Genomic DNA, 14,672 nt, shown 5'->3' with positions numbered 1-14,672 from the left:
AGCGGCTCCTGTGCAGACTTTACAACTTTACAGCATAAATTTGTAAAGATCGACAACTGAACTTCAGCAGGACTGCCGCACTGCAACAGAGGGGATTAGGGCATGCCGCAACAGCTCACTTCCCACGCAAGGACGGCTCATGACCTATCAGGACAATATCGCAAAGGCGCAGCAGCTCATCGGCAGCCATCCCGGCACCTGGGACGGCATCAATGCCGAATCCGTCGCGCGCATGAAGCTGCAAAACCGTTTCAACACCGGCCTCGACATTGCGAAATATACCGCTGGCGTCATGCGCCGCGATATGGCCGCCTATGATCTGGACCCTGCCAACTACACCCAGTCGCTCGGCTGCTGGCACGGCTTCATCGGTCAGCAGAAGATGATCGCGATCAAGAAGCATTTCGGCACGACCAAGCAGAAATATCTGTACCTGTCGGGCTGGATGGTCGCGGCGCTGCGCAGCGACTTCGGCCCGCTGCCTGACCAGTCGATGCATGAAAAGACCAGCGTTCCCGCGCTGATCGAGGAACTATACACGTTCCTCAAGCAGGCCGACGCCCGCGAACTGGGCCTGATGTTCCGCGATCTCGACAAGGCGCGCGAAAGCGGCAACGCGGTCGAGGCTCAGCGCCTGACCCACGCGATCGACAATTATGAAACCCATGTCGTTCCGATCATCGCGGATATCGACGCAGGCTTCGGCAATGCGGAGGCGACCTACCTGCTCGCCAAGAAGATGATCGAGGCGGGCGCTTGCGCGCTCCAGATCGAAAATCAGGTCAGCGACGAAAAGCAGTGCGGTCATCAGGACGGCAAGGTCACGGTGCCGCATGAGGACTTCCTCGCCAAGGTTCGCGCCTGCCGCTACGCCTTTCTGGAACTGGGCGTTGACGATGGCATCATCGTCACCCGCACCGACTCGCTGGGCGCGGGCCTCACCAAGCAGATCGCGGTCAGCAAGGAACCGGGTGACATTGGCGACCAGTATAACAGCTTCCTGGATTGCGAGGAGATTGACCCCGCGAGGGCGAAGAATGGCGACGTCATCCTGAACCGCGATGGCAAGCTGCTGCGGCCCAAGCGCCTGCCCAGCAACCTGTTCCAGTTCCGCGAAGGCACTGGCGCAGACCGCTGCGTCCTCGACTGCATCACCTCGCTCCAGAATGGCGCGGACCTGCTGTGGATCGAAACGGAAAAGCCGCATATCGAGCAGATCGCCTCGATGGTCGACCGCATCCGCGAAGTCATCCCCAATGCCAAGCTGGTCTATAACAATTCGCCCAGCTTCAACTGGACGCTGAACTTCCGCCAGCAGGTCTATGATGCATGGGTCGAAGCGGGCAAGGATGTCAGCGCCTATGACCGGGCGCGCCTGATGAGTGTCGATTATGACGACACGGATCTGGGCCGGGAAGCGGATGACAGGATCCGGACCTTCCAGAAGGATGCAGCGGCGCGGGCGGGGATTTTCCACCACCTGATCACCCTGCCGACCTATCACACCGCGGCGCTCAGCACCGACAATCTGGCCAAGACCTATTTCGGCGAAGAAGGGATGCTCGGCTATGTCGAGGGCGTCCAGCGCAAGGAAATCCGTCAGGGCATCGCCTGCGTGAAGCATCAGAATATGAGCGGCAGCGACATTGGCGACGATCACAAGGATTATTTCGCCGGTGAAGCCGCGCTCAAGGCGGGCGGCGTCCACAACACGATGAACCAGTTTGCGGCCTGACGGCTGCTGAACTAGCCAGTTCGCGGGGTACTCGACACTCCTCCGCGATTTGGGTGGAAGGACTTGACGACCCGGCGGCGCACCGTCGGGTCGTTCTTTCCGTTTTAGTGGGTGTTGGTATTCCCGCGCAGGCGGGAACCCAGTCCCGCCGTCTGAACTGGATTCCCGCCTGCGCGGGAACACGCTGCGTTTCAATCGCTTCTTGGCGTCAAACAATGCCTGCCCGCTGCCGCACCGTCTTCTTCAATATGTCGAGCGGCATCGCGCCCAGCGTCAGCACGTCGTGAAACGCCTTGATGTCGAAAGCGGCGCCCTGCTTCTTCTTCACCTCGGCGCGCAAATCGTTCCAGACCGTGTGGCCGATCTTGTAGCTGCACGCCTGTCCCGGCCAGACGGTGTAGCGGTCGATCTCGCCCTGACTACGACCCCTTGCGATGCCGGTGGTGGCGATCAGATAGTCGGTCGCCTTTTCCCGGCTCCACCGTTTGACGTGCATCCCTGAGTCCACGACCAGCCGTGTCGCGCGGAACAGCAACGACTGGAGATAGCCGACCTGCCCCAGCGGATCGCCGTCGAACATCCCCATTTCGTCAGCCAACTGCTCGGAATAGAGCGCCCAGCCTTCCGAATAGCCGCTATAGCCGCCGCGTCGCCGGATCATCGGAATGGCGTCCGATTCCAGCGCGACCGACACTTGCAGATGATGACCCGGCACTGCCTCATGATGGGTCAGCGTCGCCAGCCCGAATTTGGGCCGGTCGAACGTGTCGCGCAGGTTGATATAATAGATGGCGGGGCGCGACCCATCGAGCGAGGCGTTCTGATAATAGCCGCCCGGTGCCCCCGCCTGGATCGTCACGGGAACGCGGCGGACCTCGACCGGCGCCTTGGGCACGGTGTTGAAGGCTTCGCCCAGCCGCTTTTGCATGGCGATGATCTGAAGGTTCAGTTGCGCCAGCAGCGCCTCTCGGCCCGCATCGGTATTGGGAAACAACTGGTCGGGGCGCTGGTTCAGCGCGACCAGACGCTCGCCGACGCTCCCCTGGCTCATCCCTTCGCCCTTCAGGATCGTGTCGATGCGTGCGCTGATCTGCGCCACCTGATCCAGGCCGATCTGATGGATTTCATCGCCGGTCAGCGCGGTGGTGGTCGCCGCTTCGGCGGCGGCGGCGTAAAAGGCTTCGCCGTCGGGCAGACGCCATACGCCCGCGTCATGGCTGGCCTTGGCCCGCAATGCCTGCACCAGCGCGCGCTGCCGGTCGAGCGCGGGGAATATCTTTTCCGCCACGATCTTTTCAGCCAGTGCCGCACGTTCGGGCGGCAGGCCAGCGGCAGCAAGTTTCTTTGCGAAGGACGCGACAAAGACCGTTTGCGCGGCCGGCTGATCGCGCAGCGCAGCCTGCATCTTGAGCGTCGTGTCGAGAATATAGTCGGGCGCGAACACACCCTTGGCGGCATCCGCCTTCTGCCGCGCAAGTTCGCCGTCCATGGACGCTGGGAAGGCTTCCAGTCGGGCCAGATAGGCATCGGCATCCGCCGCATCCCTGACCCGATGTTGCGAATCCAGAAAGTCAGGCGTCTCGCGATAGCTGCCGGTCAACTGGCTCAGCACATAGGGCGCATAGCGGCCCGCCGTCTCGCCATAGCCGAAGCGTTCGCCGCCAATAGAGCGCGCAAGCTGGTAAGTGACGACGTCGTAATCTAGCTTCGACGCATCGCTCAAGGCCGCGCGGTCGATGCTGGCGAGTTGCCGTGCCTGCGCCTTGCTGCGCGCCAGGTCGCGCGCGACCCCGGCGGCGGACGTGTCGCTCAGCTTGCCCCGCAGCGCCGCGCGCTCCCCGGTGTCGAGGCCAAGCCGGGTGGCCTGTTCGGGCGAATCCGCCAGCCGTTCGTAAAAGAAGCCATCGAGCATGGCGCGCAGCCGGGCATCGGCCGTAGCGGGCTGGGCAAAGGCGGGGGTGGCGGCGGCCGTCAGTGCGGTCGCGCCGCTGGTGGCAAGGAATTGGCGTCGGTTCACGACAGGAAACTCCGTCTGTCTGGGGAAGGGCGATAATGATGTAACGCCCGTGATGCCCCCTTGTGCCGCCCTTCCAAGGGCTTGGCTAGGTCTTGCCTCAGATAAGCCAGCCTTATGCTTTGCGTCGCTGGTTGCGGCTATACGGCCCCATGCCCATGCGATACGGCTGGACCTGCCTGTATCAGCGGAGCCATGCCATGCCCTACACACTCATCACCGCCAACCGCAATTACAGCAGCTGGTCGCTGCGCCCCTGGTTGTTGATGACCGCGCTCGGCATCCCCTTCATCGACCGGATCGAGCCCTTTGCGCAGGCCAGCAATTATGCCGCATTCCGCAGTTTTTCGCCGACGGGACAGGTGCCTGCGCTGATCGATGGCGACCGCACCGTCTGGGATTCGCTGGGCATCACCCTCTATCTCGCCGATCGCCATCCGGCCGTCTGGCCCACAGACGAAGCCGCGCGCGCCTGGGCGCAATGCGGGACGGCGGAAATGCACAGCGGCTTTGCGACCCTGCGCAATGATTGCACGATGAATGTCGGGGTACGGGTCGAGCCGCATATGCATTCACCCGCGCTCAACCGGGACATTGCGCGTCTGGCGGAGCTTTGGTCCGAAGGTCTGGCGCGCTTCGGCGGACCGTTCCTGGCCGGTTCGGCCTTCACCGCCGTCGATGCCTTCTACGCCCCGGTCGCATTCCGCGTACGCACCTATGGTCTGGATGTTGGCCCTGTGGGGCAGGCCTGGGTCGATCATATGCTCGCATTGCCCGCCATGCAGGCATGGGAAAAGGCCGCATTGGCAGAGACATGGCGTGAAGACAGTCATGAGGCAGAGATCGGCGCTGCCGGACGGATCGTCGCGGATTATCGCGCTGTGTAACTTTGTTGCCGACCAGATGGACAAAAGTGTCGTTTACTACCCGCTTCCCCCTTTTCCCCCGATCTTTCCGGGTCTAGGGGGGGAACCACTATGGTTAAGCTCCGCACCCTCTATGAGAAGATCTGGGACGCGCATGTCGTCGAGCGCCGCCCGGATGGCACCTGCCTGATCTATATTGATCGCCACCTCGTGCATGAGGTGACGTCGCCACAGGCGTTTGAGGGGCTTCGCCTGGCCGGGCGAACGGTGCGGCGGCCGGACCTGACGCTGGCCGTGCCGGATCACAATCTGCCCACCACGCCGCGCCGCGACGCCGATGGCAATCGCATCCCGATCGCCGACCCGGAAAGCGCGCAGCAACTCGCCGCGCTGGAACGCAATGCCCCCGAATTCGGCATCCGCCTGATCGGCGACGCCGATGTGGAACAGGGCATCGTCCATGTCGTGGGGCCGGAACAGGGCTTCACCCTGCCGGGCACGACCCTGGTATGCGGCGACAGTCATACATCATCGCATGGCGCGCTGGGTGCACTGGCCTTCGGCATTGGCACGTCGGAGGTCGAGCATGTGCTGGCGACGCAGACATTGCTGCTCAAACAATCGAAGACGATGGAGGTCGTGGTCGAAGGCGAACTGGGCTTTGGCGTAACCCCCAAGGATGTCGCGCTGGCGATTTGCGGCCATATCGGCACCGCTGGAGGCACCGGCTATGTCATGGAATATCGCGGCTCGGTGTTCCGCGACATGTCGATCGAGGGGCGGCTGACCGTCGCCAATATGTCGATCGAGGCCGGTGCGCGGTCGGGCTTGTTCGCGCCTGACGAAACGACTTTCGCCTATCTGAAAGGCCGCCCGATGGCGCCCAAGGGGGCCGACTGGGATGCTGCCGTCGCCTGGTGGCGCACGCTGGCGACCGACGAAGGGGCCGTTTTCGACAAGACGGTGGTCATCGACGCCGCCGACATCGTGCCGACCGTGACCTGGGGCACCAGCCCTGAAGATGTCGTCGCGGTGACGGGCGTGGTCCCGAACCCCGACAGTTTCGAGGACGCGTCCAAGCGGGCGGCGGCGCAAAAGTCGCTCGACTATATGGGGCTGACCGCCGGACAGAAACTGGCCGACGTGGCGATCGAGCATGTCTTTATCGGCAGTTGCACCAACAGCCGGATCGAGGATCTGCGTGCTGCTGCGGCTTTGCTCGACGGGCGGCACATCGCCAGCGGCATCAAGCACGCCATGGTGGTGCCGGGATCGGGTCTGGTCAAGCGGCAGGCCGAAGCCGAGGGGCTGGACCGCATCTTCACCCAGGCGGGCTTTGAATGGCGCGAGCCGGGCTGTTCGGCCTGCCTCGGCATGAACCCGGACAAGGTGCCGTCCGGCGAGCGCTGCGCATCGACCAGCAACCGCAACTTCATGGGCCGTCAGGGACCGGGCGCGCGCACGCATCTGGTATCGCCTGCAATGGCGGCGGCGGCGGCGATCACCGGCCGGCTGACCGACGTGCGCGAACTGTTGAAAAAAGAAGAGGGGATGGCACTGTGAAAAAGATCTTCTGGCTGCTCACGCTGGGCGCATTGGCAAGCGCGGCGATGGCCGCGACGCTGGGTCGGGCCGAGGATATTCCCGCCACGGAAGCAAAGCAGGCGCGCTGATGGACAAGCTGACGACGGTTGAGGGCAAGGCCTATCCGTTCGGGATGAAGAATGTCGACACCGACATCATCATTCCGTCGCACTGGCTCAAGACGATTTCGCGCAACGGCATGGGCAAGGGCGCGTTTGAAGTGCTGCGCAAGGAGCCGGGCAACGTCTTTGACGATCCGGCCTATGCCGGTAGCCCGATCCTGATTGCAGGCGACAATTTCGGCTGTGGCTCCAGCCGCGAACATGCCGCCTGGGCGCTGGACGATCTGGGCATCCGGGTGGTGATCGCGCCCAGCTTTTCCGACATTTTTTCCAGCAATGCGTTCAAGAACGGCATCTTGACCGTCGTTCTGCCGCAGCAGGCGATCGATCGGCTGATGGAAGTCGCGCAAGGCCCGGCAGGGACGCCCGACGAAATCCATGTCGATCTGGAACAGCAGACGGTCACGACCCGGTTTCAGGATCGTTTCAGCTTCGATATTGACCCGTTCCGCAAACATTGCCTGATGGGGGGACTGGATGAAATCGGCCTGACGCTGGGCGATGCCGATGGCATTGGCGTCTATGAAGCAAAAATGGCGCAGGATCGCCCCTGGACCATCCCCGTCGTTGCGTAACGACGCGCTTCTTCCTATCTCTTTTTCTACCATCAGGTTTCAGTGGGGCTTTTGGGCATGACGACTTTCGACGATCGCGAACGGGCCTTTGAAAATATGTTCGCGCATGATCAGGAAATGCAGTTCCGCATCCAGGCGCGCCGCAACCGCCTGCTGGGGGAATGGGCGGCGGCCAAGATGGGGCTGACGCCGGAAGAAACCGATGCCTATGCCAAGGCGGTGGTGCAGGCCGATTTCGAGGAAGCCGGTGACGAAGACGTCATCCGCAAGCTGGTGGGCGACATGACGTCGGCCGGTATCGACATTGACGAGCCGGGCGTGCGCGCCGCGCTGGAAGAACAAGCGGTGGTCGCCCGCCGCATGTTCATCGAAGCGCAGTAAGGCACGACCGATGCCAATGGCCGCCGATGACATTGCCGCCATGATCCGCGCGGCGATTCCCGATGCCGATGTCGAAATTACCGATCTCGCTGGGGATGGCGACCATTATGCCGCGCGGGTGGTGTCGGAAAGTTTCCGCGGGATGAGCCGGGTGGCGCAGCAGCGCGCCGTTTACGCGGCGCTTGGTGGACGGATGGGCGGCGTACTGCACGCCTTGCAACTGACCACCGCGGTTCCCAACTAGACACGCATCACAGATTCGCGCCCACAAGCGGTGCCAGACAGGAATGGACTTTCGATCATGACCGACGCCGTGCATCAGCGGATTGCCGAAATCGTGGGCGCCAATGACGTGGTGCTCTTCATGAAGGGTACGCCGCTCTTCCCCCAATGCGGCTTTTCCAGCCGCGCCATCGCGATCCTCGAACATCTCGGCGTCGCGTATGAAACGGTCGACGTCTTGCAGGACCAGGCCGTGCGGCAGGGGATCAAGGCCTTTTCCGACTGGCCGACCATCCCCCAGCTTTATGTGAAGGGCGAATTTATCGGCGGCAGCGACATCATGATGGAAATGTATGAAGCTGGCGAACTGCACCAGTTGATGACGGACCAGGGGGTCGCTGCGGCCAGCTGATCCTGACCGAAATATACTGCCATGCAGGGCGGTCCGTTGATCGGGCCGCCTTTTTTTGTGCCGATTATGGGGGGATTCACCGGGTTGGGGGTGCCGACGGAGACCTGGCAGCACCCCCAGGGTAGTTACACGGTGGGTTATGCAATGAAAGCTGCAACCGCCGTGCCACAATGATCGGAGCGCGCAAATCCGCGGTTACAAGGGTTAACGGCGCGTGCCGCCGACAGGCTTTTGTCAAAAATCCCGACATTTTCACGCTGCGTCGAGCGCCGTCTACCGGGCGGTCTTATCGCTATTGACTACAGTCGTAATCAATGCGACTACATCTGTAGTTGGAAAAGGAAGCGAGAGTCGCGTGGCGCAAGTGGGTGAAAAGATCAGCGAAGCCGAACTGGTGGTGATGGAGGCGCTGTGGGAACAGTCGCCGCTGACCGCCAATGACGTGGCCGATCGCGTCACCGCCGCGCGCGACTGGAGCGCCCAGACGGTCAAGACATTATTGTCGCGGCTGATGGCCAAGGATGTGATCGCCGCCGATCAGGATGGCCGCCGCTTCCTCTATCGGCCCCTTGTCGCGCGGGAGGATTATGTCGCCAGCGAATCGGGACGGCTGGTCAACCGGCTGTTCGGCGGGCGGGTGTCGCCGCTGGTCGCGCAGCTGGCCAGCCAGGATCAGTTGAGCGACGATGACATTGCCGAGCTTGAGGCAATCCTGAAAGGGCTGAAATCATGAGCGTCTGGATGGTTGAAACGCTGATTGCCACGACGCTGCTGATGGCGCTGGTCATGTTGTTGCGACGGCCGGTGGCGCGCTGGCTGGGGGCGGGGGCCGCCTATTGCCTTTGGGCGGTGCCGTTTGCGCGAATGCTGCTGCCCGCGCTGCCCGGCGACGTCGCCAGCCCCTCTCCCTTGCATGTCGCCGTCGATCAGGCGGGCCTGCCCGATCTGCTGGCCATTGCGCCCGCGCCGCAGGTGGCGGCGGAGGCGAGCTTTCCCTGGCTGGAGGTCGGCATCGGCATCTGGTTTGCCGGGATGCTGGCTTTCCTTGTCATACAGGCGGTCGGCTATGCGCGGTTCCGGCGGCACATGCTCACCGGCGCCACGCCGATTGGCGAGGAAGGCCGTATCCGTCTGATCACCAGCCCCCACGCCAGCGGCCCGCTTGCCTTCGGTGTGCTCAAACCCTTCATCGTGCTGCCCGCCGATTTTGCGCTGCGCTATGACGCGCTGGAACAGGAAATGGCGATTGCGCATGAACGCGCCCATCATGCCCATGGTGATCTGGCCGCGAACATGATTGCGCTCGCGCTGCTCGCCATCCACTGGTGCAATCCCATCGCCTGGATCGCCTATCGTGCCTATCGCGCCGATCAGGAAACGGCCTGCGACGCCCGCGTACTGGCGCTTTATGGCCAGGATCAGGCCCATATTTATGGTCGCGCGATCCTGAAGGCCGCTGGTGGCCGTCAGTTCGCCGCCGCCTGTCATCTCACTCGTATTACAACATTGAAGGGGAGGCTCATCATGCTCTCGCGCCACGAAATTTCACTCCACCGGATCAGCTGGGGCATGGCCGCCGTCGCGATGGTGACGGCTACGGGCCTCGCGCTCACGGCGTCGGGCAGCCGCGCCGCGCAGCAGATGGCCGCCATCAGCGACACGGTGGAAACCGCAGACTTTGCACGCCTGTCCGATCTGGTCGCCAAACCCGCCGCCGCCAGCGTGCCGCAGACGCCAGACGTTCCCGACGTTGCAGCCGTCCCGACAGCAGCGACTATCGACACCGACATGGCCGTCGCACCGCCGCCTGCGCCACCCGCTCCGATCGTCCCTGCCGCGGATATGGTCGCGCCGGTCGCGCCCGTCCCGCCCGTTCCCCATGTGCCGCCCGTAACCGTTCGGGAGGAAAAGGGCGCCATCATCGTCACCCATGCCGATGGCCGGGTCGAGCGCCACCATATCCCGACCGACGCCGAAATCCGCCGCATGGTACCGCGGGTCGACGTCCGCAACGGCTGTGAGGGCAGCCAGACCGTCAGCCAGCGTGAAAGCGTGGATGGCGACGGTCGCCGCACCATCCGCGTGCGCATCTGTCAGGCGCAGATCGAAGCGCAGGCCCATCGCGCGGCGCGCGCGGGACTGGTGGCGGCCCGCGCCCAGGTCGCAAGGACCGCGCATATGACCGACCGCGTCCGCGCCGACGTGCTGCGCGATCTGGACGACGAAATTGCCAAGATTGACGGGCAGGGGGACTGACCCGGCCCGTTCGACCGGGTCACCCGGATTGTACAGGCGAAAGCCATCCATGGGTCCGCCCGTGGATGGCTTTTTTTGCGTCGCGGCTAGATCAGGCCGTCGGCGCGACGGCACAATGGCGCACAAATGCGTCGAGCGCCTGATCGGCATCGATCAGGCGCTCGGACAGGACACGCAGGTCCGACATTGGAAAGGCGCCGCCGCACCGTCGCGATCGACGGTGGCGGGCCTCACCGCATGGCTTTAGCCCTGGCGGGCCTTGAAGCGGCGGTTGGTCTTGTTGATCACATAGGTACGGCCGCGACGGCGGATCACGCGGTTATCGCGATGACGGTCCTTGAGCGACTTGAGCGAGTTGCGGATCTTCATGGAAGTCTGCCTTCTTAGAATCTGGCTTTAGCGGAAAATCGAAGCGCTGCCCCTATGGGCGGAGAGGGCTTAAGTCAAGTCCACTGGCAAGACTTTTGCCCCCGTTCATCCTTCATGCAGCAAGTTGATGGCTTGGAGCGTTGAAGGAATTATGCTGTTCGCGTCGTTTAGCGGATATGCCCCCGTTGGAGTAGATGCCATGTCCAAGCGCCTTATCCTCGCCGCCAGCCTTGCCCTGTCCCTCAGCGCATGTGCCACGGCGATTCCCCCGGTGGAGGTTACGCGCTTCCATATCGGCAATCCCGCACGCAGCGGCACGATCGCGGTGGAGGAAATGCGCGGCAATCCCGACGTCAGCCTGGAATTCCGCACCTATGCCGCCGCCGTGGCGCAGGAATGGCAGCGTGTCGGCTTCACGCCCGTATCGGCAGGGGAGACCAGCGACTATGTCGCCAGCGTCGCTTTCCGCCGCAGCTTTCGCCCGTCGGGCGTCGACCGTGGCAGTGACCGGCCAGTCAGCGTCGGCGTGGGCGGTGGAATCGGCAGCGGCGGCTTTTCCGGCATGGGCGTGGGCGTCGGCATCAACCTGTCGGGCAAGCCGAAAGACATTGTGACGACCGAACTGCACGTTCAGCTTCGCCGCCGCGCCGATTCGACGATGATCTGGGAAGGGCGTGCGTTGACGGAGGCGCGCGAAGGCACGCCAGCCGCGCAGCCGGGCCTCGCCGCACAAAAGCTGAGCGCTGCGCTGATCGAGGGCTATCCGGGCGAATCCGGCCGCACTATAACCGTCAAATGACCATATCCATCACCAGCGCATTCGACAGCGGCAATATCCGCGTCCTTTCCATCACCGACACGCCGGAGCATGTTCGCGCCGAGCTGGAAATCGTGACCGACCATCAGAGCGATTTCTATCAATGGTTCCATTTTCGGCTCGCCAACGCCGCCGGGCGATCGGTGGAACTGGCGATCGTCAATTGTGCCGGGTCGGCCTATCCCGATGGCTGGACCGGCTACAGGGCGCGGATCAGCGAGGATCGCGAAAGCTGGACCCAGGCCGATACCAGCTATGCCGACGGCACGCTCACGATTCGGCTGGAACCGGACAGCAATGCGCTATGGGTCGCCTATTTCGCGCCCTATTCGATGGAGCGCCACCATGATCTGATCGCCTTTGCCGCCAGCCAGCCGGGCGTCACCCACCGCGAACTGGGGCTGACGCTGGATGGCCAGCCGCTCGACCTGCTGACCATAGGCGACGGTCCCAAACAGGTGTGGCTCTATGCCCGTCAGCATCCGGGCGAAACCATGGCGCAATGGTGGATGGAAGGCGCGCTGGAACGGCTGTGCGACGAAGAGGATTCGGTCGCGCGTTTGCTCAGGCAACAGGCGACGATCCATCTGGTGCCCAATATGAACCCGGACGGCAGCCGCCGCGGCCATTTGCGCACCAACGCGGCGGGCGTGAACCTCAATCGCGAATGGCACGAACCGTCGATGGAGCGTAGCCCGGAGGTATTTCTGGTCCGCGCGGCGATGGACGAAACCGGCGTCGACCTCGCCCTGGACGTGCATGGCGACGAAGCGATCCCGGCGGTATTCATCGCCGGCTTTGAAGGCATCCCTTCCATCACGGAACGGCAACTGACCCTCTACCATCGTTATCGCGACACGCTGGCGGCGCGCACGCCGGATTTCCAGACGCGGCTTGGCTATCCTGTGGCGGGGGAGGGGCGGGCGAACCTGTCCATGTCCACCAACCAGCTTGCCGAACGCTTTGGCGCGGTGGCGATGACGCTGGAAATGCCGTTCAAGGATAATGACGACCTGCCCGACGCCGATTTCGGCTGGTCGCCTGCCCGTTCCGCGCAACTGGGCAAGGATTGTCTGGCCGTGCTGGCGGAGATGATCGGGGAAATCTAGGAATGAAGTGTTCCCGCGCCGGCGGGAACGCGCAGCCTATTTCCAGTCAAAGGTCAGCGGCGCTTCCCGAAACGCAAAGCGATCAAGATGGTCCGCCACGACTTTCTTGAAAGCCGCCACATCTGCGTCCGGGGTCGGATCAATCGTCACGACCAGCGCATCGTCCTGCGCGGCCATGCGGATCGGTCCCATCGGGAAGGCGATGATGCCCGATTGCGGGTCGAACTCCGTTTCGAACTTGTGGCTCCAATGCTTGCACAATTGTTGAAGGTAACGGCTGGCATTGGCCGTGGGGATATGAGCGGTCAGCGTCATCGCGTCAGAGCCTTTCGATTTTGGTGGCGGCTTCGTCGATCAGGGACGCGACGTCGAACATGGTCTGGGCGTCGGCCCCTTCCTTTTCCAGCCGACCCTGTATCGCCATGCGCAGATTGTGCATGGCCCGGCGGACGGGGGCGCTGTCGGTGCGTTCGGCTTTTTGCGCCAGCGACGCGATTCGCTCCATCACCAGCGTCAGCCCGGCCTTATGCTCGTCCAGATAGGCCGTGCCTTCGTCGGTAATCGCAAACAGCTTGCGGCTGCCCTGTCCCGGCTGTTCGGCGATCAGGCCCATATCGGCCAGCAGCGTCAGCGTGGGATAGACGACGCCGGGGCTGGGCGCATAGACCTCGCCCGACAGGCTTTCAATCTCCCGGATCAGGTCATAGCCATGGCGTGGCATGTCGGCGATCAGCTTGAGCAGGATCAGCTTGAGCGCGTCATTGTCGAACAAGCGCCGCCGACCACCGCCGCGTCCGCCGCCGCCCAATGGCCCGCTCCCACGGGGACCGTCGCCCCGTCCGAAACCGCTCCGACCAAAGCCTTCAGGGCCGGCAAAGCGCCGATGGCCGCGCTGGCCATGCTCATGGTGACGACCGCCCCGGCCGTCATATGTGTAATGGAAATGCATCATTCATCTTTCAGTACGTTTCAAGATGCACTGAGATATATCGTAAAAATATCGAGTGTCAAGCGTTAAGATATATCTTTTGTGGATGACTGTCAGAGAGCAGCGAAATCGATGGCCCTATGCCGGTCGAGCCGGCGCGAATGATCCTCCAGCGGATATTTAAGCCCGCTGGCACAGTTGAACAGCACTGCGCGATCCTCGCGTCCGATCAGCCCTTCGTCCAATGCGCGGCTGTAGGCGGCCAGCGTTGCGCCGCCTTCCGGGCAAAGCAGCAGGCCATCGTCCCGCGCCACGTCGCGCACCGCTGCCATGATCGCGGCATCCGACACCGCCAGCGCCGCGCCACCGCTGTCCCGAACGGCCCGCAGGATCAGGAAGTCGCCGACCGCGCGCGGCACGCGAATGCCCATCGCGATGGTGTGGGCATCCTCCCACCGTTCGGCAAATTCCACGCCTGCATCGAAAGCGCGGACCATCGGCGCACAGCCTTCCGCTTGCACCGCGAACATTTTGGGGCGTTTAGACCCGATAAAGCCAATCTGCTCCAGCTCATCAAACGCCTTCCACATGCCGATCAGCCCGGTGCCGCCGCCAGTGGGATAGAAGATTGCGTCGGGCAATTCCCAGTCCAGCTGTTCGGCCAGTTCCAGCCCCATCGTTTTCTTGCCCTCGATCCGGTAGGGCTCCTTCAGCGTCGAAAAATCGAACCAGCCACGTTCCTTCGCCCCTTGCCCGACGATCGCGCCGCAATCGTCGATCAGCCCGTTGACGCGATAGACGCGCGCACCCTGCGCCGCGATTTCGCGTACATTGATTTCCGGCGTGTCATCCGGGCAAAAGATGATCGCTTCCATCCCGGCGACAGCGGCATAGGCGGCCAGCGCTGCGCCGGCATTGCCGTTGGTGGGCATCGCGATCTGGGTCACGCCCAGCTCTTTCGCCATCGAAACCGCCATCACCAGCCCGCGGGCCTTGAACGATGCAGTCGGCAGGCGGCCCTCATCCTTGGCGATCAGATGCGCGCCACCCAATCGCGCGGCAGTGCGCGACAGGGCGACCAGGGGCGTGGCATTTTCGCCCAGGCTGACGATGTTGCTGGTGTTGCGCACCGGCAGCAATTCGCGCCAGCGCCAAAGGTCCATCGGCCGCTGCGCCAGGACATCCTTGGTCAGCGCTGCCCGCACCCCGTCCAGATCGTAACGGACCAGCAGCGGCTTTCCCGCCGCGGACAGGCCATGCAGCTTGTCTGCCGGATAGTGGC

At 63.2% G+C, this 14,672-nt stretch carries 16 protein-coding genes; 11 read left to right on the top strand and 5 right to left on the bottom strand.

Annotated elements, in window-relative coordinates:
* Nucleotides 1-139 precede the first annotated feature (139 nt).
* Nucleotides 140-1,735, top strand: coding sequence for an isocitrate lyase (locus SX1_RS14025; protein WP_019053494.1), 1,596 nt, complete (start codon nt 140-142; stop codon nt 1,733-1,735).
* A gap of 208 nt (nt 1,736-1,943) precedes the next feature.
* On the opposite strand, the gene SX1_RS14020 is transcribed toward SX1_RS14025, so the two are convergent.
* Nucleotides 1,944-3,752, bottom strand: a complete 1,809-nt coding sequence (locus tag SX1_RS14020) for a DUF885 domain-containing protein (RefSeq protein WP_019053493.1) — start codon at nt 3,750-3,752, stop codon at nt 1,944-1,946.
* 197 nt (nt 3,753-3,949) lie between these two features.
* Here SX1_RS14020 and SX1_RS14015 point away from each other — a divergent pair, with 197 nt between their 5' ends.
* The 8 genes from SX1_RS14015 to SX1_RS13975 all read left to right on the top strand — a co-directional run bounded on the left by SX1_RS14015 (nt 3,950) and on the right by SX1_RS13975 (nt 10,167).
* On the top strand, nt 3,950-4,636 hold the full coding sequence (locus tag SX1_RS14015; RefSeq protein WP_026149773.1) for a glutathione S-transferase family protein: 687 nt from the start codon (nt 3,950-3,952) through the stop codon (nt 4,634-4,636).
* Nucleotides 4,637-4,726: 90 nt separating this feature from the next.
* On the top strand, nt 4,727-6,178 hold the full coding sequence (gene leuC / locus SX1_RS14010; RefSeq protein ID WP_019053491.1) for a 3-isopropylmalate dehydratase large subunit: 1,452 nt from the start codon (nt 4,727-4,729) through the stop codon (nt 6,176-6,178).
* 109 nt (nt 6,179-6,287) lie between these two features.
* Complete coding sequence (gene leuD, locus SX1_RS14000) at nt 6,288-6,896, top strand: 3-isopropylmalate dehydratase small subunit (protein WP_017181406.1); 609 nt, start codon at nt 6,288-6,290, stop codon at nt 6,894-6,896.
* 57 nt (nt 6,897-6,953) lie between these two features.
* Nucleotides 6,954-7,277 carry a DUF1476 domain-containing protein gene (locus SX1_RS13995; protein ID WP_017181405.1) on the top strand — a complete coding sequence of 108 codons (324 nt, stop codon included), beginning with the start codon at nt 6,954-6,956 and terminating at the stop codon, nt 7,275-7,277.
* Nucleotides 7,278-7,287: 10 nt separating this feature from the next.
* On the top strand, nt 7,288-7,521 hold the full coding sequence (locus tag SX1_RS13990; protein ID WP_026002095.1) for a BolA family protein: 234 nt from the start codon (nt 7,288-7,290) through the stop codon (nt 7,519-7,521).
* A gap of 57 nt (nt 7,522-7,578) precedes the next feature.
* Nucleotides 7,579-7,911, top strand: coding sequence for a Grx4 family monothiol glutaredoxin (grxD, locus tag SX1_RS13985; protein WP_017181403.1), 333 nt, complete (start codon nt 7,579-7,581; stop codon nt 7,909-7,911).
* A 364-nt stretch (nt 7,912-8,275) separates the two neighbouring features.
* Entirely contained in the window at nt 8,276-8,644 is a 369-nt protein-coding gene (locus SX1_RS13980) for a BlaI/MecI/CopY family transcriptional regulator (protein WP_026002094.1), read from the top strand.
* Nucleotides 8,641-10,167 carry a M56 family metallopeptidase gene (locus SX1_RS13975; RefSeq protein WP_019053490.1) on the top strand — a complete coding sequence of 509 codons (1,527 nt, stop codon included), beginning with the start codon at nt 8,641-8,643 and terminating at the stop codon, nt 10,165-10,167. Before SX1_RS13980 ends, SX1_RS13975 begins: the two co-directional genes overlap by 4 nt.
* A gap of 243 nt (nt 10,168-10,410) precedes the next feature.
* Here SX1_RS13975 and ykgO read toward each other — a convergent pair whose 3' ends face one another.
* On the bottom strand, nt 10,411-10,536 hold the full coding sequence (gene ykgO / locus SX1_RS13965) for a type B 50S ribosomal protein L36 (RefSeq protein WP_003046794.1): 126 nt from the start codon (nt 10,534-10,536) through the stop codon (nt 10,411-10,413).
* Between the two features lie 199 nt (nt 10,537-10,735).
* Here ykgO and SX1_RS13960 point away from each other — a divergent pair, with 199 nt between their 5' ends.
* Together SX1_RS13960 and SX1_RS13955 are read left to right on the top strand one after the other, a co-directional pair.
* Nucleotides 10,736-11,335, top strand: coding sequence for a hypothetical protein (locus SX1_RS13960; RefSeq protein WP_026149772.1), 600 nt, complete (start codon nt 10,736-10,738; stop codon nt 11,333-11,335).
* Nucleotides 11,332-12,462 carry a M14 family metallopeptidase gene (locus tag SX1_RS13955; protein WP_019053487.1) on the top strand — a complete coding sequence of 377 codons (1,131 nt, stop codon included), beginning with the start codon at nt 11,332-11,334 and terminating at the stop codon, nt 12,460-12,462. The genes SX1_RS13960 and SX1_RS13955 overlap by 4 nt, the downstream gene beginning before the upstream one ends.
* Nucleotides 12,463-12,498: 36 nt before the next feature.
* On the opposite strand, the gene SX1_RS13950 is transcribed toward SX1_RS13955, so the two are convergent.
* From SX1_RS13950 to SX1_RS13940, 3 genes are all read right to left on the bottom strand, one after another.
* Entirely contained in the window at nt 12,499-12,777 is a 279-nt protein-coding gene (locus SX1_RS13950; RefSeq protein ID WP_017181397.1) for a DUF2218 domain-containing protein, read from the bottom strand.
* A 4-nt stretch (nt 12,778-12,781) separates the two neighbouring features.
* Nucleotides 12,782-13,414 carry a PadR family transcriptional regulator gene (locus SX1_RS13945; RefSeq protein WP_019053486.1) on the bottom strand — a complete coding sequence of 211 codons (633 nt, stop codon included), beginning with the start codon at nt 13,412-13,414 and terminating at the stop codon, nt 12,782-12,784.
* Between the two features lie 89 nt (nt 13,415-13,503).
* A partial coding sequence (locus SX1_RS13940; protein WP_019053485.1) for a threonine synthase occupies nt 13,504-14,672 on the bottom strand: 1,169 nt, incomplete at its 5' end.

The organism is Sphingobium xenophagum NBRC 107872 (genome assembly GCF_000367345.1).
In the GTDB taxonomy this organism is placed as follows: domain Bacteria; phylum Pseudomonadota; class Alphaproteobacteria; order Sphingomonadales; family Sphingomonadaceae; genus Sphingobium; species Sphingobium xenophagum.
The sequence above is the reverse complement of the archived record's forward strand: the minus strand, read 5'-3'. Positions and strand labels throughout refer to the sequence as shown.